22 protein-coding genes are annotated in these 20,797 nt (G+C 57.6%); 6 read left to right on the top strand and 16 right to left on the bottom strand.

Annotation, left to right across the window (positions count from 1 at the left end; genetic code table 11):
* Window positions 1-65 precede the first annotated feature (65 nt).
* From NUX24_RS12845 to sad, 5 genes are all read right to left on the bottom strand, one after another.
* Window positions 66-1,505 (bottom strand): GGDEF domain-containing protein, encoded by a 1,440-nt coding sequence (locus NUX24_RS12845; RefSeq protein ID WP_149323774.1) that lies wholly within the window; start codon window positions 1,503-1,505, stop codon window positions 66-68.
* A gap of 113 nt (window positions 1,506-1,618) precedes the next feature.
* Complete coding sequence (locus NUX24_RS12850) at window positions 1,619-1,975, bottom strand: DUF4186 domain-containing protein (protein WP_047060875.1); 357 nt, start codon at window positions 1,973-1,975, stop codon at window positions 1,619-1,621.
* Window positions 1,975-2,901 carry a glutaminase B gene (gene glsB, locus NUX24_RS12855; RefSeq protein WP_023311792.1) on the bottom strand — a complete coding sequence of 309 codons (927 nt, stop codon included), beginning with the start codon at window positions 2,899-2,901 and terminating at the stop codon, window positions 1,975-1,977. Before glsB ends, NUX24_RS12850 begins: the two co-directional genes overlap by 1 nt.
* Before the next feature lie 62 nt (window positions 2,902-2,963).
* A complete protein-coding gene (locus NUX24_RS12860) occupies window positions 2,964-4,553 on the bottom strand; it encodes a methyl-accepting chemotaxis protein (RefSeq protein ID WP_257831980.1) in 1,590 nt (529 codons plus the stop codon).
* Window positions 4,554-4,685: 132 nt separating this feature from the next.
* Window positions 4,686-6,074, bottom strand: coding sequence for a succinate-semialdehyde dehydrogenase (gene sad, locus NUX24_RS12865; RefSeq protein WP_257831983.1), 1,389 nt, complete (start codon window positions 6,072-6,074; stop codon window positions 4,686-4,688).
* A gap of 98 nt (window positions 6,075-6,172) precedes the next feature.
* Here sad and NUX24_RS12870 point away from each other — a divergent pair, with 98 nt between their 5' ends.
* Window positions 6,173-7,051, top strand: a complete 879-nt coding sequence (locus tag NUX24_RS12870) for a LysR family transcriptional regulator (RefSeq protein ID WP_033145537.1) — start codon at window positions 6,173-6,175, stop codon at window positions 7,049-7,051.
* Here the strand turns inward: NUX24_RS12870 and NUX24_RS12875 are convergent.
* The 3 genes from NUX24_RS12875 to NUX24_RS12885 all read right to left on the bottom strand — a co-directional run bounded on the left by NUX24_RS12875 (window position 7,005) and on the right by NUX24_RS12885 (window position 9,179).
* Window positions 7,005-7,487: a GNAT family N-acetyltransferase gene (locus NUX24_RS12875; protein WP_047653295.1), complete on the bottom strand. Its 483-nt coding sequence runs from the start codon at window positions 7,485-7,487 to the stop codon at window positions 7,005-7,007. The genes NUX24_RS12870 and NUX24_RS12875 overlap by 47 nt on opposite strands.
* An 84-nt stretch (window positions 7,488-7,571) precedes the next feature.
* The gene (locus NUX24_RS12880) at window positions 7,572-8,363 is read right to left on the bottom strand and encodes a PhzF family phenazine biosynthesis protein (RefSeq protein WP_126328520.1); all 792 of its coding nucleotides are present in this window, start codon (window positions 8,361-8,363) and stop codon (window positions 7,572-7,574) included.
* Between the two features lie 27 nt (window positions 8,364-8,390).
* On the bottom strand, window positions 8,391-9,179 hold the full coding sequence (locus NUX24_RS12885; protein WP_257831988.1) for a PhzF family phenazine biosynthesis protein: 789 nt from the start codon (window positions 9,177-9,179) through the stop codon (window positions 8,391-8,393).
* Between the two features lie 177 nt (window positions 9,180-9,356).
* On the opposite strand from NUX24_RS12885, the gene NUX24_RS12890 reads away from it, so the two are divergent.
* Entirely contained in the window at window positions 9,357-10,553 is a 1,197-nt protein-coding gene (locus NUX24_RS12890) for a sugar transporter (RefSeq protein WP_126328518.1), read from the top strand.
* Between the two features lie 42 nt (window positions 10,554-10,595).
* On the opposite strand, the gene NUX24_RS12895 is transcribed toward NUX24_RS12890, so the two are convergent.
* On the bottom strand, window positions 10,596-11,261 hold the full coding sequence (locus NUX24_RS12895; RefSeq protein WP_047653291.1) for a MarC family NAAT transporter: 666 nt from the start codon (window positions 11,259-11,261) through the stop codon (window positions 10,596-10,598).
* 255 nt (window positions 11,262-11,516) lie between these two features.
* On the opposite strand from NUX24_RS12895, the gene marR reads away from it, so the two are divergent.
* From marR to marB, 3 genes are read left to right on the top strand one after another with little or no spacing between them, the layout of a single operon-like run.
* Window positions 11,517-11,951: a multiple antibiotic resistance transcriptional regulator MarR gene (marR, locus tag NUX24_RS12900; protein WP_032647191.1), complete on the top strand. Its 435-nt coding sequence runs from the start codon at window positions 11,517-11,519 to the stop codon at window positions 11,949-11,951.
* Between the two features lie 20 nt (window positions 11,952-11,971).
* The gene (gene marA, locus NUX24_RS12905; protein WP_008502237.1) at window positions 11,972-12,352 is read left to right on the top strand and encodes an MDR efflux pump AcrAB transcriptional activator MarA; all 381 of its coding nucleotides are present in this window, start codon (window positions 11,972-11,974) and stop codon (window positions 12,350-12,352) included.
* Between the two features lie 32 nt (window positions 12,353-12,384).
* Entirely contained in the window at window positions 12,385-12,603 is a 219-nt protein-coding gene (marB, locus tag NUX24_RS12910; protein ID WP_029741246.1) for a multiple antibiotic resistance protein MarB, read from the top strand.
* Window positions 12,604-12,634: 31 nt separating this feature from the next.
* Here the strand turns inward: marB and eamA are convergent, their stop codons facing one another.
* Window positions 12,635-13,540, bottom strand: coding sequence for an O-acetylserine/cysteine exporter (gene eamA / locus NUX24_RS12915; protein WP_126328517.1), 906 nt, complete (start codon window positions 13,538-13,540; stop codon window positions 12,635-12,637).
* Between the two features lie 193 nt (window positions 13,541-13,733).
* Here eamA and ydeE point away from each other — a divergent pair, with 193 nt between their 5' ends.
* Window positions 13,734-14,927: an efflux MFS transporter YdeE gene (gene ydeE / locus NUX24_RS12920; protein WP_126328516.1), complete on the top strand. Its 1,194-nt coding sequence runs from the start codon at window positions 13,734-13,736 to the stop codon at window positions 14,925-14,927.
* Window positions 14,928-14,973: 46 nt separating this feature from the next.
* On the opposite strand, the gene zinT is transcribed toward ydeE, so the two are convergent.
* The 6 genes from zinT to NUX24_RS12950 all read right to left on the bottom strand — a co-directional run.
* Window positions 14,974-15,615, bottom strand: coding sequence for a metal-binding protein ZinT (zinT, locus tag NUX24_RS12925; protein WP_257831993.1), 642 nt, complete (start codon window positions 15,613-15,615; stop codon window positions 14,974-14,976).
* Between the two features lie 52 nt (window positions 15,616-15,667).
* Entirely contained in the window at window positions 15,668-16,366 is a 699-nt protein-coding gene (gene urtE, locus NUX24_RS12930; RefSeq protein WP_047651282.1) for an urea ABC transporter ATP-binding subunit UrtE, read from the bottom strand.
* Window positions 16,367-16,375: 9 nt separating this feature from the next.
* Window positions 16,376-17,173, bottom strand: coding sequence for an urea ABC transporter ATP-binding protein UrtD (urtD, locus tag NUX24_RS12935; RefSeq protein WP_257831995.1), 798 nt, complete (start codon window positions 17,171-17,173; stop codon window positions 16,376-16,378).
* A complete protein-coding gene (gene urtC / locus NUX24_RS12940; RefSeq protein ID WP_193807141.1) occupies window positions 17,173-18,246 on the bottom strand; it encodes an urea ABC transporter permease subunit UrtC in 1,074 nt (357 codons plus the stop codon). Before urtC ends, urtD begins: the two co-directional genes overlap by 1 nt.
* Complete coding sequence (gene urtB / locus NUX24_RS12945; RefSeq protein WP_214575750.1) at window positions 18,246-19,820, bottom strand: urea ABC transporter permease subunit UrtB; 1,575 nt, start codon at window positions 19,818-19,820, stop codon at window positions 18,246-18,248. The genes urtC and urtB overlap by 1 nt, the downstream gene beginning before the upstream one ends.
* Window positions 19,821-19,842: 22 nt before the next feature.
* Window positions 19,843-20,797 (bottom strand): ABC transporter substrate-binding protein (locus NUX24_RS12950; protein WP_257831998.1); only part of this gene is annotated, 955 nt, incomplete at its 5' end.

A 20,797-nucleotide genomic window follows, 5' to 3' on the forward strand; every position in this document is an offset into this window, starting at 1 on the left:
CAGCGTTCTGACAGCCTGTTAAGCCGCTTACTATTCACGTCAATGCCTTATGACGATTAACGCAGCTATGTTTCACTCCCGGAGGGCGCGGCAATGTGCTCGTCCGCCACCCGGGCGCTGGTACGGTTTCGACCCGCTTTTTTTGAACGATAGAGATGATCGTCCGCTTCGGCCATGAGCTTGTTGAAGACCTCGGTCAACTGCCATGACTCGGCCTTTCCGCTGCCGAGGCCAATGCTGACCGTCAGATAGAGCGTCTGGTTACGCCATGTAAAAGGATGGCTGGCCACGGTGGATCGGATACGTTCAGCCAGTTCAAAACCGTGCTGCGCGTCGCCTGAATTGACCACCACGGCGAACTCTTCCCCGCCCATGCGCGCCACCATACCGTCTTCACCGACGACCTGCTGCACCTGTCGGGCAAACGACGCCAGCACGCGGTCTCCGCACTCGTGGCCGTAGTTATCATTAATGCTTTTGAAATAATCAATATCCAGCAGCATGACGGTCAGAAAACGCGTGTGCCGGTAGCTTTCTTCATGCTTTAACGCCTCATAAAGCCCGGAACGCGAGTAGACGTGCGTTAAGAAGTCATAATCTGCCCTCAGCGAAACCTGGCGGATCAGGGAATTAATCGCCGCCATGCTGACGGAAACCATCACCGGACAGATCGCCATCGTGGCGATCCCCAGCCGGGCTGAAAACATCATTGGCGTCGTAAACGGCGTCGCCACGGCAATATTAATAATCGAGTTGGCGACCAGAATGATTTCAGTAGCGCCAGTGACAAACGTCAGCAGGCAGGTCGCCGGCAATGAGTAGCGAACCGCACACCAGATAAGCGCAGGCAGAGGAAATGAGAGGCTCCCCGCGCCGCCAATCACCACCGACGCGACCACCGAGACGATCAACGCAATTACCGGCAGCAGCTGCTCCAGACGTAACCTGAATTCGCGCACGGGCATGCCTATCGTGAGCATACAGGGCACAACAAGCACGCCGGTTGAGAACTGCTCGCTAAACCAGTCGGCAAAGAGCGGCCAGAAGGTATGACTATCAATCCCCACCGACCCCACTGCGCCGAGCAAGGCACAAAGCAGCGCGGCAATCAGACAGTAGTTAAACAGGCGTAATGCGTTAAGCGGATCGGGGGTTTTCTTCATCAGCCGCTTGTCGCGTTGAACCAGCACGGCGACAACGACGATAAAGATCATGTTAGACAGGTTGATCGTCACTGAGGCCAACCCCCAGTTGGTCGTTACCGCGTCGTACAACAGCATCGCGACATAACATACCGCATAGTAATGCAGCCGATTCAGGTAAACAAAGCGGGCGAAGATCCCTGCCATGACGCCATTCAGCGGCCAGAACAGCGACAGGGCCTCAATGAGCCGTAATTCCGCGCCCACAAAATAGAATAAGGTGGTGAGGATGAAGATCGTCGTTGCATTTCGCAGCGGCGTGTCAACCTGGAACGGCCTGATAGCGGTAAGAGCAGAACGCATTAAATATCATTCCATATGAGAGCTTATGGCAATTATTGCGGTCGTCAGCACGATCTGGACTAACTTGGGATGCATCTATAACACAAATACCACTGGAGCATAACTCGTCAAATTTAGGCGTTCATCTGCAGCACCAGCCAGTGGTGGATAACGCTGACGATATAATTTTGTTGCGGCGCCGTGAGCGTTACGCCCTGTGGAATGTTGTGCCACTTTGCCAGACAGCCCCGACAACAGGTGGCGGTGGCATGCTGGGCGATAAACACCGGATGTCCGCGCATAGGCGTCTGTTTACCGTCGTTTGCGGGGTGCGCGGGCGCCAGGCGCTTTTCGACAAAATCCGCGGCGTGCCGGTCAATGGTTTCGGGGCCTTTGTCCCAGCAGTACTGTCGTTCCTTATCGCCTAACCGAAAGCGCGAGCGAAATGTCGATCGCGCCAGGCGGGAAAAGAGAGGATCGAGATCGGACATCAGTATACGGAACGTCCCAGGCGCTGGGTCAGTTTCTCCAGAACCGCCACGCCGGCAAGTGAATTTCCCGTTTCATCCAGTTCCGGGCTCCAGACGGCTATCGCCATTTCATGCGGTACAATCGCCACGACTCCGCCGCCGACGCCCGATTTAGCCGGAAGTCCAACGCGCCAGGCAAACTCACCGGCGTTTTGATACATCCCGCTGGTGGCCATCAGCGCGTTAACCTGCCGGGCCTGAAGCGGAGAAACCACCTCCTGATCGAGATGCGGCGCGTGCCCCTGGTGCGCAAGGAACAGGAACGTCTGGGCCAGCTCAACGCAGCTCATTTTCAGGGCGCAGTAATGGAAGTAGTTTTGCAGCACGGTCGCCACGTCGTTGTGGAAATTACCAAAGGATTTCATCAGCCACGCGATAGCCGCGTTACGGGCGGAGTGTTCAAACTCCGAGCGTGCCACCACCGCATCATAAGCAATATCGTCAACGCCCGAGAGCTGGCGAACAATCTCCAGCATTCGCTGACGCGGTGCGCTGAGGCGGCTTTGCAGCATATCGCAGACCACCAGCGCTCCGGCATTGATAAAGGGATTTCGCGGTTTACCCTGTTCAATCTCGAGCTGAAGCAGCGAGTTAAAAGGCTGGCCGGAAGGATCTTTACCCACGCGCTGCCAAATCTCTTCTTCTTCATACTGGCGCATCGCCGCAACCAGACTGAGCACTTTCGAAATGGACTGAATTGAAAAACGTTCGGTCGCATCGCCTGCCTGGTATCGCTGTCCGTCGATGGTACAGATAGCAATCCCCAGCTTATTCCCGCTCACCGAGGCAAGGGCCGGAATATAGTCGGCAACCTTCCCCTTTCCAATTAACGGACGAACCTGCGCCAGAATCTCGTCCAACATCTCATTATGGATGACCGCAGCCACACTTTGCTCCTTGCCCTCAGGCTAAAACGGGCTGCGAGTATAACAGAGGCTTATGTATTGCGTCAGGCGCTAAGACGAAAACGCGAAACGGCCTGCAATAAAAGATCGGATTGCTTTTGCAGCCGCTCTGAGGCATCCGAGGCGTCTGAGACCAGCAGGTCCGTCTGACGGGAGACCTGATTCAGCGCCTGAAGCTGGCGCGTCATCTGGTGAATACTGTCTCCCTGGCTGAGCGTGGCGGTTGAGATATCATTAAGCAAACTGCTTAAATTGCCCACCAGACCGGTGACCTGCTGCAAATTTTCTTCCATCAGGTTAACGGCGCGGGAACCGTCTTCAATGCCCTGCAGCGAGCGGTTGATCAGCTCCTGAATGGTCTGCGTCGAGTGGCTGCTCTTTCTGGCCAAAAGACCGACCTCCCGGGCGACGACGGCAAAGCCGCGCCCCTGGTTTCCGGCATGAGCCGCCTCGATGGCCGCGTTCAGCGCCAGGATGTTGGTCTGAAACGCCACGCTGTCGATCATCGCCACGATCCCGCGCATCTCAGAAGATCGGTCAACGATCGCCTGCATGGACGCATTCACGGTAGACATCATTCGATCGCCGCCCACGGCCGCCTGACGCGCCTCATCGGCACGCGAGCTGGCGAGCCTGGCATAGCCGGTATTCCCTTCCACATGGCTTTCCAGCGCCGCAATATGCGCCGTCACATCCTCAAGCTCTTTTGCCTGGCGCGCTGACTGCTGATACAGCTTCTGGTTACCCTGCGCAAGTGAATCAATGTTCTCCACCATCGTTGCGGTGGCATGGCTGACCTGCGTCACCAGCTGCTGCAGACCGTGCTGCATCGTCGCAATACTGTCGCTAAGCTCCCCTATTTCCCGGTTGAAGCGCATGACGTTCGGCGGCGTGCCGGAGAGATCCCCTGCCGCCAGCCGGTTAATATGCGCGATCAACCGACGCAGCGGCGTAATCACCCATCTGGACATGCCGAACCAGACGACAACCGCGATGGCGAGCAACAGCACCGGCGCAAACAGGAACAACGTTTGCAGGCCGGAGAGCTGCGCCATTAAGCTCTGGCGCCCCTGCATGGCCTGCTTCTCGCTTGCCTGCTGATAGCGCGCATAGTTGTCGTTAAAATCAGACTGAAACGCCTGAGCCGGTACGGCAAAAAACGCGTCGATGGTGTTGGTCTTAATCAAACCTTCAGCCTGCTCGTTGATCGCGCCGTAAAAAAGCTGATAGCTGTTCACCAGGGCGTCGTCTTTCGGCGGATTCAGCGCCAGCCAGGCCTTCCATGCCTGCTGAGAAACCGCCAGCGCCTTTTGCGCATCGTCCATCAGGCTATGCCAGCTCCCGTCGGATCCGGTCTCTTTATCCTGCATAAACCAGACGCCGGAGCGGTTAAGCAGATCGCTTGCCGCCAGCAGGGAAACACGAGCCAGATCCAGCTTGCTCTGCTGCTGCCAGGCCAGCAGGTTTTGCTGCTCGTTGCGCTGGGCGTCGTTCAGGGAGGCGTTAAGCAGGAATGAGGAGGAGAGCTGCAGCGCGGAGAAAAGGCCAATAATACAAAAGATACCCGTCAGCAGGCCAAAGTGACGAGGAGTGAGACGCTGCGCAATACGGCGAAAAATTTGCGTTAGGTTCATGATTATCTTCATTAACAATACGTTAGACGCGTGCGAGTCTACGAAATGAAAATGACAGAACCATTGCAGATAAATGACAACGGCCCTCGTGATGAGGGCCGAAATCACTGGCGGGTGCCGCCGGGTGAAAAACTACACGCGATCCTTCCACACCGTCTGCACGTTACAGAACTCGTGCAAACCAAAGCGGGAAAGTTCGCGTCCAAAGCCGCTTTTCTTCACGCCGCCGAAGGCTACGCGCGCGTCGCTGGCGCTAAAGCCGTTGATAAACACGCCGCCGCATTCCAGTTCGCGGGAGAATTTATCCGCAAGCGCTGCGTCAGCGGTAAAGACGGTAGCGGACAGGCCAAAGTCGCTATCGTTGGCAAGCGTCAGGGCGTGCTCCGCGTCTGTTGCTACCGTAACGGCCGCGACCGGACCAAACAGTTCCTGGCGGAACGCCGTCATCGACGGGGTAACGTTGGTCAGCACGGTTGGCGCGTAGTAATTGCCCTCTCCGCTGATTTTCTCTCCGCCCAGCAGCAGCGTTGCCCCTTCGGCCAGGGTGGCCTGCACCTGCTGATGCAGTTCATCGCGCAGGTCATAACGCGCCATCGGGCCCAGGTAGTTCTCTTCTGCTTCCGGCGCGCCCATCTTTAACGCGGCGACGGCGTCGACGAAGCGGCGGGTAAAGGTATCCGCAATACCCTCTTCCACAATGAAGCGTTTGGCTGCCGCGCACACCTGCCCGGTATTCTGGTAGCGCCCCGCCACCGCCGCCTTCACGGCAAGATCCAGGTCGGCATCGTTTAGGACGATGAACGGGTCGGAGCCACCCAGCTCAAGCACGCATTTTTTCAGCGCGGCTCCTGCCTGCGCGCCAATGGCCGCACCGGCACGCACGCTGCCGGTGACGGTCACCGCCGCAATACGGCGATCGTTAATCGCCTGGCTTACGCCGTCATTAGTGGCGTTCACCCAGCCGAATACGCCTTCAGGGAAACCGGCATCCGCAAAGATCTGCGCAATCAGCTCCGCAGAGCCGAGCACGTTTGGCGCATGCTTAAGCAGATAGCTGTTACCTGCCAGCAGAATCGGTACCGCGCCGCGCAGCACCTGCCAGAGCGGAAAGTTCCAGGGCATCACCGCGAGAATCGGCCCCAGCGGACGGTATTCAATGACCGCGTTGTGGTTTTCCACAAGCGTAGGCTCCGCACGCAGCATCGCCGGACCGTGCTCGGCATACCAGTCGCACAGACCGGCGGATTTTGCCACTTCCGCCCGCGCCTGCAGGATGGGTTTCCCCATTTCACGGGAGATGGTCTGCGCCATCTCTTCTGCGCGGTTTCGCAGCGCTGCCCCGAGATCCCGCAGCTTCTGCGCCCGGTGGGCCACGCTTTCACGTCGCCACTGGCGATACCCCGCGTCAGACTGAGCAATCGCGCGTTCAACCTCTTCCGGCGTCGCCCAGGCAACGGCGCCGAGAGTTTCCCCCGTTGCCGGGTTAACGGACAGGGCATGTGTAGCAGATGAATATTTCATGATGTTCTCCACGCATTTCGGTTGATTCATTGTGGCTCACTCTGCTATTTCTTAAAAATGAATAATACTAACCACCTTATTCACGAAACGAGAATGCTATGGACTTAACCCAGCTTGAAATGTTTAACGCCGTCGCGCTGACGGGCAGCATCACCCAGGCGGCGCAGAAGGTGCATCGCGTGCCGTCCAACCTGACGACCCGCATCCGCCAGCTGGAAGCCGATCTTGGCGTTGAGCTGTTTATTCGTGAGAACCAGCGTTTGCGCTTATCTCCAGCCGGGCATAACTTCCTGCGCTACAGCAGGCAGATCCTCGCCCTGGTGGATGAAGCGCGCATGGTCGTCGCGGGTGATGAGCCGCAGGGGTTATTTGCCCTCGGCGCGCTGGAAAGCACCGCCGCAGTGCGCATTCCCGAAACGCTGGCGCAGTTTAACCAGCGCTATCCGCGCATTCAGTTTGCCCTTTCTACCGGGCCTTCCGGGACGATGATTGATGGCGTACTGGAGGGAACCTTAAGCGCCGCCTTTGTCGACGGGCCGCTGTCGCACCCGGAGCTGGAGGGCATGCCGGTCTACCGGGAAGAGATGATGCTGGTCACGCCTGCCGGGCACGCGGAGGTCGCCCGCGCCACGCAGGTTAGCGGTAGCGACGTTTACGCCTTTCGCGCGAATTGCTCGTACCGTCGACATCTGGAAAGCTGGTTTCATGCGGACAGAGCCACGCCCGGCCGCATTCATGAGATGGAGTCCTACCACGGCATGCTCGCCTGCGTCATTGCGGGCGCGGGCATCGCGCTGATGCCGCGCTCGATGCTGGAGAGTATGCCGGGACATCATCAGGTTGAAGCCTGGCCGCTGGCGGAAAACTGGCGCTGGCTTACAACCTGGCTGGTGTGGCGGCGCGGAGCGATGACCCGCCAGCTGGAAGCCTTTATAGCGCTGCTAAACGAACGTCTTCAACCAGCGCCTTCTCCATAAACAGGCTGAGCGGATCGTCAGCGTACGGGGCAAACGCCGGCCGCAAATCATATCCGCACTGCTCGTACAGGCGAACCGCGGCGCGCTGTTTGATGCCCGTCTCCAGCCTTACCGTGTGGCAATGACGGCTCAGGGCCTCATCTTCCAGGGCGGCCAGCAGCGTTTCACCCAGATGCTGCCCGCGATGGGCCGGATCGATATAGACCCGCTTCATCTCCCCCGTTCCGTCGCCGTTGAGCACGATGGCCCCGCAGCCTACGGCGTGCAGCTGCTGGTCACGAATGACCATCAGGATCAGCGAGGCTTCCGGCAGCGCGGACAGGTCGAGAAGATGATTGCTTTCGGCGGGATAGAGTTCGCTCTGGTAGCGGTCAAGCGCCGCGATCAGCGTGAGAATGTCCGGATGACGTGCAGATTCAGAGGTAATGGAATACATGGCAGGCTCCTTGCTGTTTTTATATCAACATAGCTCAGGCCTGCCGGGGTGGTTCATAGTATTAACTTATAGCGCGTCACTCACCTAGCGCAGGAAGATTCGCCCTTTCAGGTACAGCGTAGCCTGGCCGCCAATCAGCACTCGGTCGCCCTTCAGCTCGCAGCGCAAATCCCCGCCACGGTATGACACCTGGCGGGCAATGAGTGACGTTTTGCCCAGCTTTTCGCTCCAGTAAGGGATCAGCATGCTGTGGGCGGATCCGGTGACCGGATCTTCCGGCACCCCTTCGCCCGGGCAGAAGAAGCGGCTGACGAAGTCATATTCTTCTCCCGGCGCCGTCACGCAGACCATTTTATCCAGCGGAAGCATGGCCCCAATATCCGGCGTTAACGCTTCAACCTGCTGCTGGCTCTCCAGCACCACCATGTAATCGCGTCCGACGCGCACCTCTTTTGCCTCCGTGATGCCCAGCGCGCTAAACAGCAGCGCAGGTGGGTTCTCGACAACCTCCGTTGACCACGCCGGGAAGTTCAGCGTCAGCCAGTCGCCGCTGCGCTTGACGGTCAGCTCGCCCACGAAGCGGGTGGTGAAGGTGATTTCGGTATGCGGATAATCAAGGTATTCGAAAATGACGTGCGATGCGGCAAGCGTGGCGTGACCGCACAGGTTAATTTCATCCAGCGTGGTGAACCAGCGCAGCTCAAACCCGCCGTCGGTGCGCACGAAAAAGGCGGTCTCTGACTGGTTATGCTGCTGCGCCATTTTGAGCAGCGTTTCGTCCGGCAGCCACTCTTCCAGAGGACATACCGCTGCGGCGTTGCCGCCAAAGGTTTTATCGCTGAAGGCATCCACCAGATAAAAATCAATTTCCTGCATTGTCTCTTCCTCTCTTGTTATGGGTTTTTAGCGCAGAAAAACTGTGCCTTTCAGATAAAGCGCGGCCTGCCCGCTCATCAGCACGCGCGAACCTTTCAGCTCACAGCGTATATCGCCGCCGCGCGCGGAAACCTGACGGGCAAACATCGTGGTTTTGCCCAGCTTTTCGCTCCAGTACGGGATCAGCATGGTATGTGCGGAGCCGGTGACCGGGTCTTCCGGGACGGAAACGCCCGGTGAGAAAAAGCGGCTGACAAAATCATATTCCCCCTCTCCGCGTGCCGTAACGCTCACCTTATGCTCGCCTGGCGTCATCGCCGAGAAGCGCGGCGCAAGCGCTTCAACCTGCTGGCGATTGTCCAGAACGATCAGCCAGGCGTGCCCTTTACGGGCTTCGACGTAGCGGCTGATACCCAGCGCCGAGAGCATCTCCGGCGGGGGCGTCTCCTGATAGGTTGGTGATGCCGGGAAGTCCAGCGTCATCCACTCCCCCTCCCGGGTTACCGTCAGGCGGCCAGAGGCGGTGTCAAAGTGGATCCGCGAATCCGGGTAATCCAGCTCGGTAAACAGCACGTGCGCGGCCGCCAGCGTAGCGTGGCCGCAGAGATTGACTTCGGTAAGCGTGGTAAACCAGCGTAGCTCAATGCCCCCTTTACTGCAGACGAAAAAAGCCGTTTCCGACTGATTATGCTGCTGCGCCATTTTCAGTAAGGTCGCATCGGGTAACCATTCCTTAAGCGGGCAAACGGCGGCCGGATTTCCGCCAAACGAGGTATCGCTGAACGCATCTACCAGATAAAAATCAATCTCCTGCATTGTCTTACCGCCTGTTTTTATTGTGTTGTTCTTTTATATTCAATGAAAACAGCGTTCCCGGCTACCGCTTTCATAAGGTAAATATTGAGATCTGCGTCACATAATGGTTGAGTTTTCGCCGTTCAACGTTTTAAGATCGTCTCCTCTTCTTTTCAGCAACGAATCTCCGACATCCCTATGACAACGAATACAGTTTCCCGCAGGGTTGCGTGGCTACGCGTGGTCACGCTGGCCATTGCCGCGTTTATTTTTAACACCACAGAATTTGTTCCGGTTGGGCTGTTGTCTGACATCGCTGAAAGTTTCCAGATGGAAACGGCTCAGGTGGGCATTATGTTGACCATCTACGCCTGGGTAGTCGCGCTGATGTCCCTGCCGTTTATGCTTTTAACCAGCCAGATGGAGCGGCGCAGGCTGCTGATCGGTCTGTTTGTGCTGTTCATCGCCAGCCATGTCCTGTCGTTTATGGCGTGGAATTTTACGGTGCTGGTTATTAGCCGCATCGGCATTGCCTTTGCCCATGCGGTGTTCTGGTCGATCACCGCATCGCTGGCTATTCGACTCGCACCGGCGGGGAAACGCGCACAGGCGCTGAGCCTGATTGCTACCGGTACCGCGCTGGCGATGGTGCTGGGTCTGCCGATTGGCCGCATCGTGGGGCAATACTTCGGCTGGCGCACGACCTTCTTCGCCATCGGCATGGGCGCGCTGGTTACGCTGGTGTGCCTGATTAAGCTGCTGCCCGCGCTGCCGAGCGAACATTCCGGCTCGCTGAAAAGCCTGCCGCTGCTGATGCGTCGCCCGGCGCTGCTGAGTATCTACCTGCTGACTGCGATCGTGGTGACGGCCCATTACACGGCCTATAGCTACATCGAACCGTTTGTTCAGGTGGTAGCGGGCTTTAGCGCCAACTTTGCCACCGTCTTACTGTTGATCCTCGGCGGAGCGGGCATTATTGGCAGCGTGCTGTTCGGTAAGCTGGGTAACCGGCACGCCTCGACGCTGGTGAGCAGCGCTATCGGTCTGCTGCTGGCCTGCCTGCTGCTGCTGATGCCTGCCGCAGGCAGCGAAAGCCATCTGGCGATCCTCAGCCTGTTCTGGGGCGTGGCGATTATGATTATTGGTCTGGGTATGCAGGTGAAAGTTTTGGCCCTGGCACCGGATGCAACGGACGTCGCCATGTCGCTGTTCTCAGGGATTTTCAATCTGGGGATTGGCGCGGGCGCGCTGGTGGGAAATCAGGTAATACTGCACGTATCGATGTCGGCGATTGGCTATCTCGGCGCCATTCCGGCGCTGGTGGCGCTGGTCTGGTCGGTGCTCATCTTCCGTAAATGGCCGGTGGCGCTGGAGGAACAGGGTCAGCACGGGTGAGGGTTATTTGTGACGGGTGGCGCAACGCCACCCGGTAATGACTTAATGGTAGGTCTTAATAATTTCCAGCACGCCGTTAATAATAAACTGCACGCCCATACAGACCAGTAAGAAGCCCATCAGACGGGAAATCGCCTCGATACCGCCCTTGCCTACCCAGCGCATGATGGCGCCGGAGCTGCGCAGCGACGCCCACACGATAACCCCGATAATCGCAAAAATGAGCGGCGGCGCAACCGTCAGCACCCAGTCCGGGAAGGTCGCGCTGTCCCGCACCGTTGAGGCGGAGCTGATGATCATCGCGATGGTACCCGGCCCCGCCGTGCTCGGCATGGCAATCGGCACAAAGGCGATATTCGCACTCGGTTCGGTTTCCAGCTCTTCGGACTTGTGCGTGGCCTCCGGCGACTCATGCGCTTTTTGCGCCGGGAACAGCATGCGGAAACCAATAAAGGCCACAATCAGCCCCCCGGCGATACGCAGGCCGGGAATGGAGATCCCGAAGGTGTTCATCACCACCTGTCCGGCGTAGTAAGCCACCATCATGATGGCAAACACATACACGGAGGCCATCATCGACTGATGGTTGCGCTCGGCGCTGTTCATATTCCCTGCCAGCCCGAGGAACAGCGCCACCGTCGTTAACGGGTTTGCCAACGGCAGCAAGACCACCAGCCCAAGGCTGATTGCTTTTATTAAATCCAACATAGTGCGTTGTCGTCCTTATCCATATTTAACCCAGCAATTATAGGGTGAAAGTGTGACATTCAGCCATGGTCACAATGTAAGGATTATTTCCCTCCCGGAATGATAACTGACAGTTATCTATATGATTTGAAAGACCTCAAAAAAAGTTCATGAAACGTTTTAGCAATTCGTGGCATCGGCTGACTCATTCAGTTGACTTATACTTGCCTGAGCAATAATATCTGCCGTGACTAACTACTTGCCAGGGCAACCATTGTGAAAAGCACCAGTGATATCTTTAACGACGTTGTTCCGCTGGGTCGTCTTATTCATATGGTCAATCAGAAAAAAGATCGCCTGCTCAACGACTACCTGTCACCGCTGGATATCACCGCAACACAGTTCAAAGTGCTGTGTTCCATTCGCTGCGAAGTGTGTATCACGCCGGTTGAGCTGAAAAAGGTGCTCTCTGTCGATCTGGGTGCGTTAACCCGCATGCTCGATCGTCTCGTCTGCAAAGGATGGATAGAACGAAGCCCTAACCCGAATGACAAACGCGGCGTACTGGTGAAGCTGACCAGCGATGGCGCTGACATGTGCGAGCAATGTCATCAATTAGTAGGACAAACACTGCATCAGGAACTAACAAAAAACTTAACGGCAGATGAAGTGGCAACCCTTGAGCTTTTGCTGAAGAAAATCCTGCCGTAAACAGAAAAAGAGGTATGACGATGTCCAGACGCAATACTGACGCTATCACCATTCATAGCATTTTGGACTGGATCGAAGATAACCTGGAATCGCCGCTCTCCCTTGAAAAAGTGTCAGAGCGTTCAGGTTACTCCAAATGGCACCTGCAACGGATGTTCAAAAAAGAGACCGGTCATTCATTAGGTCAATACATTCGCAGCCGCAAGCTGACGGAAATTGCCCAGAAACTGAAAGAAAGCAATGAGCCGATCCTTTATCTGGCGGAGCGTTACGGATTTGAATCGCAACAAACCCTGACGCGTACCTTCAAGAACTATTTTGACGTGCCGCCTCATAAGTACCGAATCACCAGCGTGCCGGGCGAATCCCGATACCTGTATCCGTTAAAACACTGTAGTTAATCATCGCCTGTAAAGACGTAACCGAGGAAATCATGAAAGTTACCGCCTCCGCCGCCCTCGCCTTGCTGGTGCTCTTCTCCAGCCAGACCTTCGCGGAGCAAACCCCTCGTGCAACGCAGCAAAATAATCCTGATACGATGATTTTGCCGTCAGCACATGACCAGTCGCCTTATGATTTCAACCATATGGGTGCTGGTAGCGACAAATCCGACGAATTAGGCGTGCCTTATTATAATCAGCACGGCCTCTGATTCGTTTTTGCCCCGCAGACGCGGGGCTTTTTTATGCCTTTTCGCTTACCCGCGTCGCCCGACGAACCCGCAGACCAAACACGTTAATGTACAGCCCGGCCATGATCAGCACGGCGCCAAACAGCTGCAGCGCGCTCAGCGTTTCATCCAGCAAGAGTGCCGCACTGGCAAGCCCCACCACCGGCACGAGCAGGGATAACGGCGCCACGCGCCAGGTTTCATAACGCCCCAGCAGCGATCCCCAAATCCCGTAGCCCACAATGGTAGCGACAAAGGCCAGATAGACAAGAGAAAGGATCGTGGTCAGGTCGATCTCAACCAGGCTGTTCAGCATCACATCTGGACCATCAAGAATAAACGACGCCACCATAAATGGGATTATCGGGATCAGCGCGCTCCAGACCACCAGAGACATCACCTGCGGGCGCGCCTCGTGCTGCATAATCAGCTTGTTGAAGATATTCCCGCATGCCCAGCTCAGCCCCGCCGCCAGCGTCAGCATAAAGCCGAGCAGTGCCACATGCTGACCATTCAGGCTGGCTTCAATGAGCACCAGAACGCCAAACACCGCCAGCGTAATGCCCGCCAGCTGTTTGCCCTGTAATCGTTCGCCAAACACGAAGGCGCCGAGAATAATGGTAAAGAACGCCTGCGCCTGCAGCACCAGCGAGGCCAGACCGGCCGGCATCCCGAACTTGATGGCGCAGAAGAGAAAGGCGAACTGGCCAAAGCTGATGGTCAGGCCATAGCCCAGCAGCAGCTTTAGCGGGATCTTCGGACGGGCGACGAAAAAGAGCGCCGGGAAGGCGACCAGCAAAAAACGCAAACCGGCCAGCATCAGCGGCGGCATGTTGTGCAACCCCAGCTTGATGACCACAAAATTGAGTCCCCATACTACGACCACCAGCAACGCCAGCAGCCCGTCTTTACGCGTCATACCCTGCCCCTGAATTATTAATTATTTGTTAACACTTCAAGGTAACAGAAAAAAGCGCGCGGCGAGAAGATCATTAATTCTGGCAGTCAGGCGAAGCACTTACGGATAAATTGGGCGCTATACAAGCCCCTTATGTCGTGATACTCCTTTTAGGACACAACATAAAAAGCATAAGCAATTGTCGGGCAGGAATATGAAACCATCTCTCAGGCGCTCAACCGCAGCGCTGCTGGCGTCGTCATTGTTATTAACCATCGGTCGGGGGGCAACGCTGCCGTTCATGACCATTTATCTCACGCGCGTCTACAGCATGAGCGTCGAGAATATTGGTTATGCCCTGACGATTGCGCTGACTATCGGCGTGGTGTTCAGCCTGGGATTTGGCATTCTTGCCGATAAGTTTGATAAAAAGCGCTACATGCTGATCGCGATCGTGGCCTTTATCGCCGGTTTTGTCGCGATCCCGCTGGTGGATAACGTCACGCTGGTGGTGCTGTTCTTTGCGCTGATCAACTGCGCCTATTCCGTCTTTTCGACGGTGCTGAAGGCCTGGTTCTCCGACGTGCTTACCGCAAGCCAGAAAGCGCGCGTCTTCTCGCTTAACTACAGCTTCCTGAACATTGGCTGGACGATCGGGCCGCCGATTGGCACCCTGCTGGTGATGTACAGCCTGCAACTGCCGTTCTGGCTGGCGGCCTTCTGCGCCGCGCTGCCGCTCGGATTCATCCATTTCTTCGTGCAGAAAAGCGTTGCGCTGGATACCGCCGAGGAGAAGATGCCCTGGCAGCCGTCGGTGCTGCTGAAAGACCGCGCGCTGTTCTGGTATACGCTCTCTGGCCTGCTCGCGTCATACGTCGGCGGATCGTTCGCGACCTGCATTTCGCAATACGTTCTGGCCGCGCATGCAGACAGTAATTTCGCCGAAAAGGTGGTCGCCGTAGTATTGCCCGTCAACGCCGCCGTGGTGGTGACGCTGCAATATGCGCTGGGCCGCAAGATCTCTGCCAGCAATATTCGCCCGCTGATGACCCTCGCCACCCTGTTTTTTATCGTGGGACTGGGTGGCTTTATGCTCTCCGGGGAAAACCTGGTTTACTGGGGCATCGCTGCCGCCATCTTTACCCTGGGTGAGATTATCTATGCACCGGGCGAATACATGTTGATCGACAACATTGCCCCGCCGGGGATGAAAGCGAGCTATTTCTCCGCTCAGGCGCTGGGCTGGCTCGGCGCGGCGGCAAACCCGATGATCACCGGTATTATTCTGACCAACCTGCCGCACTGGTCGTTATTTGTCATCATGATGGTCGCCATCGTCATTGCGTGGCTGATGATTTTGCGTGGGATGAGCGTGAAGGCGTGGTGCGAGTCACCGAAGGTGGCGTAGCGTTTCCAGGCCGGGTGAGGCGTAGCCGCCACCCGGCAATAAAGCATCAGTGGTGCAGCATTTCCTCTACCACCTGCTCTTTGTACATCTCATTTGGATAATAGGTCGGCCAGTTATCCATCTCTTTCAGCAGCGCCTCGTGGGAGGTGTTGCCCATGAAAATGTGGAAGTGCGAAGAGGCCTTCGGGGCGATGGTGTGGTCGCTGAACTGAACAAACTTCGGCGCCTTGCTGCCGGCATCCTTACATTCAAACAGATAGCGAACGCCTTTTTTGCCCGATACGTAGGTCAGTATTTTATAACCGCTGTAATCATAATGACAGCGGCTGACCATTTTGCCTTTATGAAATTCCATCACGTTATTTTCGATGCCGATGGCATCCACGTCCGTCGCATAACCCGTGCGGTAGTACGCTTTCACCTCGTCAAAGGATTTGCTTTTATCCTTCTGGGCCTTCTGCTTAAAGACCGGATCCAGCGAGCCATCCAACAGGAACGGATAGACCGACTGCCAGGTTCCGTCCCAGTCAGACAGCTGCCTGTCCTTGACGTCTTTATCCTCAAACACGCCGTTCGCCGCTTTCTGTTCCGCTTCGGTCATCTGGTGGCCGTGCGAGTGTGCAAACAGGTGGCCGCTGACCAGCAGCGCCCCCAGAGTCATGGCAAATTTCCCAATATGTGCAGCCAAAGTAACGTCCTCATTCCGTTTTATAAGAATGAGGATGTTATATTATAACATTTCAGATCGCAACCAGGCCGCGTACGCCCTCCTGCTCCATATTTTCACCCCTCCCGCGCTGAATGATGGAGCCGCGCGACATCAGCAGATAGCTGTCGGCCAGCTCGGCGGCAAAATCGTAAAACTGCTCCACCAGCAGGATCGCCATGTCGCCTCTGTTCGCCAGGGTGCGGATCACATGGCCGATCTCTTTAATGACGGACGGCTGTATGCCTTCCGTCGGCTCATCCAGAATCAACAGCTGCGGACGGCTCGCCAGCGCGCGACCAATCGCCAGCTGCTGCTGCTGTCCACCGGAGAGATCGCCCCCGCGGCGATGCTTCATCTCTTTGAGCACCGGAAACAGCTGCCAGATCTCATCCGGTACCTGCTTCGCCTCGCGGGCGGAAAAACGCGACAGCCCGAGCAGAAGGTTCTCTTCCACGGTCAGGCGCGGGAAAATCTCGCGGCCCTGCGGGACGTAAGCCACGCCAGACTGCACCCGCTGGTGCGGCCTGCTGTGGGTGATCTTTTTACCCTGCCAGATGACCTCCCCGGTTTTCGCCGGGATCAGCCCCATCAGACACTTCAGCAGCGTGGTTTTCCCGACGCCGTTGCGCCCCAGCAGGCAGGTGACCTCTCCGGTGACGGCCTCAAAACTCACGCCGCGCAGGATATGGCTGCCGCCGTAATACTGATTCAGTTCGTTAACCTGTAACATCATCGCTCCTCAGCGTCCGAGATAGACCTCAATCACCTGCTCGTTGGCCTGCACCTCGCGAAGCGAACCTTCCGCCAGCACGCGTCCCTGATGCAGCACCGTGACGTGGTCGGCGATAGTCTCAACAAAGCCCATATCGTGCTCCACCACCATCAGGGAGTGCTTACCCGCCAGCGTTTTGAACAGCTCGGCGGTGTATTCCGTTTCCGCGTCGGTCATCCCGGCGGCCGGTTCGTCCAGCAGCAGCAGATGCGGGTCCTGCACCAGCAGCATACCGATTTCCAGAAACTGTTTTTGCCCGTGCGAAAGCAGCCCGGCGCGGCGGTCGCGCTCGCTGCTGAGGCGCAGCAAAACCAGCATCTCATCAATGCGGTCGCGCTGCTCGCCGTTGAGTTTCGCCCGCAGGCTCGCCCAGACGGATTTATCGGTTTTCATTGCGATTTCGAGATTTTCCCACACGGTCAGCGCTTCAAAGACCGTGGGCTTCTGGAATTTACGCCCGATCCCCTGGCGGGCAATGGCCGCAGGCTCCAGCGCGGTCAGGTCGATAGACTGATCGTAAATCGCCCTGCCGCTCTTTGGCCGCGTTTTGCCTGTAATAACGTCCATCAGCGTGGTTTTACCGGCGCCGTTGGGGCCAATCACGCAGCGCAACTCGCCCACGCCGATATTCAGCGAGAGATCGGTCAGGGCCTGAAACCCGTCAAAATTGACGTTAATGGCCTCAAGCTGAAGCACCGGGTCGGTCTGTTCACGGTAACGATCGCCCGGCAACTGACGGGTGAATAACTCTTCGGCTGGCTGCATTATTTCTCTCCCTTTCGAAACAGACCGTAGACGCCGCGCGGTAAAAACAGCGTGACGGCGATGAAAATCAGCCCCAGGAACAGCTGCCAGTATTCCGGCATCGCGACGGTGAAGAAGCTCTTCGCCCCGTTCACCAGTGCCGCGCCAATCACCGGCCCGACCAGCGTGCCGCGCCCTCCCAGCGCCACCCAGATCGCGGCTTCAATCGAGTTGGTCGGCGACATTTCACCGGGGTTAATAATGCCCACCTGCGGGACGTACAGCGCCCCCGCCAGGCCGCACAGCACGGCGGAGAGCGTCCATACCAGCAGCTTGAACCCGCGCGGATCGTAGCCGCAAAACGTCAGGCGGTTTTCGGCGTCGCGAACGGCGGTCAGGATGCGACCAAACTTGCTCTTCGCCAGGGCAAATCCGGTGCCCAACGCCAGAATCAGCAACAGCACGGTCGCCAGAAACAGCGCGATGCGGGTGGTCGTTTCCGTTACCGAAAACCCGAGCAGCGTGGTGAAGCCGGTAAAGCCGTTATTGCCGCCAAAACCGGTTTCGTTGCGAAAGAACAGCAGCATCCCGGCATAGGTCAGCGCCTGGGTCATAATCGAGAAGTAGACCCCTTTGATCTTTGAGCGGAAGGCGAACCAGCCGAACACCAGCGCCAGCAGCCCCGGCACCATCACAATCAGCACCAGCGCCCAGGCAAAATGCTGGGTTCCCCACCAGAACCACGGCAGTTCGCTCCAGGAGAGAAACGACATAAACGCGGGAAGACCGTCACCCGCGGCCTGACGCATCAGGTACATCCCCATCGCGTAGCCGCCCAGGGCGAAGAAGATGCCGTGCCCGAGAGAGAGCATCCCGGCGTAGCCCCACACCAGATCCAGCGCCACCGCAACGATGGCATAGCAGAGGATCTTGCCAGTCAGCGTCAGCATCCAGGTCGACAGCGCCAGCGGATGCGTCGCAGGCAGTAAGGCGAAAAACGGTAATATCAGCAGACACACCACCAGCAGGCTGCCTGCAATCTGCGTTGTGCGCGGCGCTTTGCGCGCCAGCGTTAAGGTCAGCGGCTGGCTCATCAGTCAATCACCCTCCCTTTCAGCGCAAACAGCCCCTGAGGGCGTTTTTGAATAAACAGCACGATCGCCACCAGAATCACGATCTTGCCCAGCACCGCCCCCATCTGCGGTTCCAGAATTTTATTGAAAATGCCCAGACCAAACGCCGCGGCCACGCTGCCTGCCAGCTGGCCTACGCCTCCGAGCACCACCACGAGGAAGGAGTCAATGATGTAGCCCTGTCCCAGCTCCGGGCCGACGTTACCGAGCTGGGATAGCGCCACGCCGCCTAACCCGGCAATCCCTGAACCAAGCCCAAATGCCAGCATATCGACGCGGCCTGTCGGTACCCCGCAGCAGGCGGCCATGCTGCGGTTCTGCGTCACCGCGCGCACGTTTAGACCCAAACGGGTTTTATTCAGAATGAGCCAGGTAAAGAACAGCACCAGCAGCACGAAGCCCAGCACCACGATGCGGTTCCACGGCAGCGTCAGGTTGGCAAAAACCTGCACCCCGCCGGAGAGCCATGCCGGGTTGGCGACCTCCAGGTTCTGGGCGCCAAAGGTCATGCGCACCAGCTGGATGAGCATCAGGCTGATGCCCCACGTTGCCAGCAGCGTTTCCAGCGGACGACCGTACAGATGGCGGATCACGGTGCGCTCCAGCACCATTCCAATGCCCGCCGTCAGGCAGAACGCGACCGGCAAGGCGATAACGGGATAGAGCGCCAGCCACTGGGGTGCAAGCCCGGCCATCGCCTGCTGCACCATCCAGGTGGCATACGCCCCCAGCATCAGCATCTCGCCGTGCGCCATATTGATGACGCCCAGCAAGCCATAGGTGATAGCCAGCCCCAGCGCGGCCAGCAGAAGTACCGACCCAAGGGACAGCCCCATAAACGCCTGGCCCAGCAGATCGCCCCACATCAGTCGATGCTGGATCTGGCTCAGACTCTCCTGCGCGGCGGCGCGAACCCCGGCATCCGGCTCGGTCTGCGCCTGGGTAAACGGGGTAAGTCTGGACTCCACGTCCGGATCGTCGGACTGCCCTAATAATTCGACGGCCTTGCGGCGCACCTCTGCCTGCGGGCTGGAGAGCTGGAGATTCGCCACCGCCAGTAAAAGCGCCCGACGTGCCACCGCGTCCGTTTCATCGTTTATCCGCTTTTCCAGAAAAGCGAGCATTCCTGGCTGGGCATCCCGCTGAAGCTGACGGGCTGCCGCCCGCCTTTCGGTGACACTGTCACTCACCAGCTGATGTGTAGCGATGGCCGTGGCGGCCAGAACCCGCAGCCGGTTGGTCAGACGAACGGCTTTGGCTGCCCCTTCGGTCGACTTAGCGTCACCGAGCGAGACCATTTGACCGTTGCGCTGCGCAAAGGCGTGCTTTTGGCCGTCGGTATAGAGATTTTCTTTTTGCAGTGCCTGCAGCAGCGGCAGCCTCGCGGCGTCCGGCGCTTCGGCCCACTGCGTCAGCAACTCCGCCTGCTGGCTGCGGCTGGCGGCAACAAAACGATCGGCATCCGATGCCTGCGCCATCCCTGGCAGCAGTCCGGAAAGCCATACAAGAGCGATGAACATGCGCATGGCGTTCATGACGTTTCTCCCTGGTGATGGCTTAGTTGCTGACGGTTTTCATCGGCTGGTCGGGCTTTTTATCGTTTCCAGCGATGAACGGGCTCCACGGCTGGGCGCGTACCGGCTGTTCCGTCTGCCACACCACGTTGAACTGACCGTTGCCTTCGATTTCGCCGATCATGACCGGCTTATGCAGATGGTGGTTGGTGGCATCCATGGTGAGCGTGAAGCCTGACGGCGCCTTAAAGGACTGACCGGCCATCGCCGCACGCACTTTATCCACGTCGGTCGTGCCCGCTTTTTCCACCGCCTGCGCCCACATATGAATCCCCACGTAAGTCGCTTCCATCGGGTCGTTGGTCACCACGGTGTCGGCGTTCGGCAGCTTGTGCGCCTTCGCATAGGCTTTGTAATCGGCGACGAAGGCCTGGTTGGTCGGGTTATCCACGGATTCAAAGTAGTTCCACGCGGCCAGGTTACCCACCAGCGGTTTGGTGTCGATCCCGCGCAGCTCTTCTTCGCCCACGGAGAACGCCACCACCGGCACGTCGGTCGCCTTCAGGCCCTGGTTAGCCAGCTCTTTGTAGAACGGTACGTTGGAATCGCCGTTGATGGTCGACACCACGGCGGTTTTGCCGCCCGCAGAGAATTTCTTGATGTTGGCGACGATGGTCTGGTAGTCGCTATGACCGAACGGGGTGTAAACCTCCTCGATGTCCTTATCCTCAACCCCTTTCGAATGCAGGAAAGCGCGCAGGATCTTGTTGGTGGTGCGCGGGTAAACATAGTCCGTGCCCAGCAGGAAGAAGCGCTTCGCCGCGCCGCCGTCTTCGCTCATCAGGTATTCCACAGCCGGGATGGCCTGCTGATTCGGTGCGGCGCCGGTATAGAAGACGTTTGGCGACATCTCTTCGCCTTCATACTGCACCGGATAGAACAACAGGCCGTTCAGCTCCTCAAAGACCGGCAGCACGGATTTGCGCGATACCGACGTC

It is taken from the genome of Enterobacter sp. HG048, from assembly GCF_024702055.1.
In the GTDB taxonomy this organism is placed as follows: domain Bacteria; phylum Pseudomonadota; class Gammaproteobacteria; order Enterobacterales; family Enterobacteriaceae; genus Enterobacter; species Enterobacter dykesii.

Excerpts from the sequence above, each read along its gene's own strand:
- NUX24_RS12845 (WP_149323774.1), bottom strand. The coding sequence starts at position 1,505 with ATGCGTTCTGCTCTTACCGCTATCAGGCCGTTCCAGGTTGACACGCCG.
- NUX24_RS12850 (WP_047060875.1), bottom strand. The coding sequence starts at position 1,975 with ATGTCCGATCTCGATCCTCTCTTTTCCCGCCTGGCGCGATCGACATTT.
- NUX24_RS12860 (WP_257831980.1), bottom strand. The coding sequence starts at position 4,553 with ATGAACCTAACGCAAATTTTTCGCCGTATTGCGCAGCGTCTCACTCCT.
- sad (WP_257831983.1), bottom strand. The coding sequence starts at position 6,074 with ATGAAATATTCATCTGCTACACATGCCCTGTCCGTTAACCCGGCAACG.
- NUX24_RS12870 (WP_033145537.1), top strand. The coding sequence starts at position 6,173 with ATGGACTTAACCCAGCTTGAAATGTTTAACGCCGTCGCGCTGACGGGC.
- NUX24_RS12875 (WP_047653295.1), bottom strand. The coding sequence starts at position 7,487 with ATGTATTCCATTACCTCTGAATCTGCACGTCATCCGGACATTCTCACG.
- NUX24_RS12880 (WP_126328520.1), bottom strand. The coding sequence starts at position 8,363 with ATGCAGGAAATTGATTTTTATCTGGTGGATGCCTTCAGCGATAAAACC.
- NUX24_RS12885 (WP_257831988.1), bottom strand. The coding sequence starts at position 9,179 with ATGCAGGAGATTGATTTTTATCTGGTAGATGCGTTCAGCGATACCTCG.
- NUX24_RS12890 (WP_126328518.1), top strand. The coding sequence starts at position 9,357 with ATGACAACGAATACAGTTTCCCGCAGGGTTGCGTGGCTACGCGTGGTC.
- NUX24_RS12895 (WP_047653291.1), bottom strand. The coding sequence starts at position 11,261 with ATGTTGGATTTAATAAAAGCAATCAGCCTTGGGCTGGTGGTCTTGCTG.
- marA (WP_008502237.1), top strand. The coding sequence starts at position 11,972 with ATGTCCAGACGCAATACTGACGCTATCACCATTCATAGCATTTTGGAC.
- marB (WP_029741246.1), top strand. The coding sequence starts at position 12,385 with ATGAAAGTTACCGCCTCCGCCGCCCTCGCCTTGCTGGTGCTCTTCTCC.
- eamA (WP_126328517.1), bottom strand. The coding sequence starts at position 13,540 with ATGACGCGTAAAGACGGGCTGCTGGCGTTGCTGGTGGTCGTAGTATGG.
- ydeE (WP_126328516.1), top strand. The coding sequence starts at position 13,734 with ATGAAACCATCTCTCAGGCGCTCAACCGCAGCGCTGCTGGCGTCGTCA.
- urtE (WP_047651282.1), bottom strand. The coding sequence starts at position 16,366 with ATGTTACAGGTTAACGAACTGAATCAGTATTACGGCGGCAGCCATATC.
- urtD (WP_257831995.1), bottom strand. The coding sequence starts at position 17,173 with ATGCAGCCAGCCGAAGAGTTATTCACCCGTCAGTTGCCGGGCGATCGT.
- urtC (WP_193807141.1), bottom strand. The coding sequence starts at position 18,246 with ATGAGCCAGCCGCTGACCTTAACGCTGGCGCGCAAAGCGCCGCGCACA.
- urtB (WP_214575750.1), bottom strand. The coding sequence starts at position 19,820 with ATGAACGCCATGCGCATGTTCATCGCTCTTGTATGGCTTTCCGGACTG.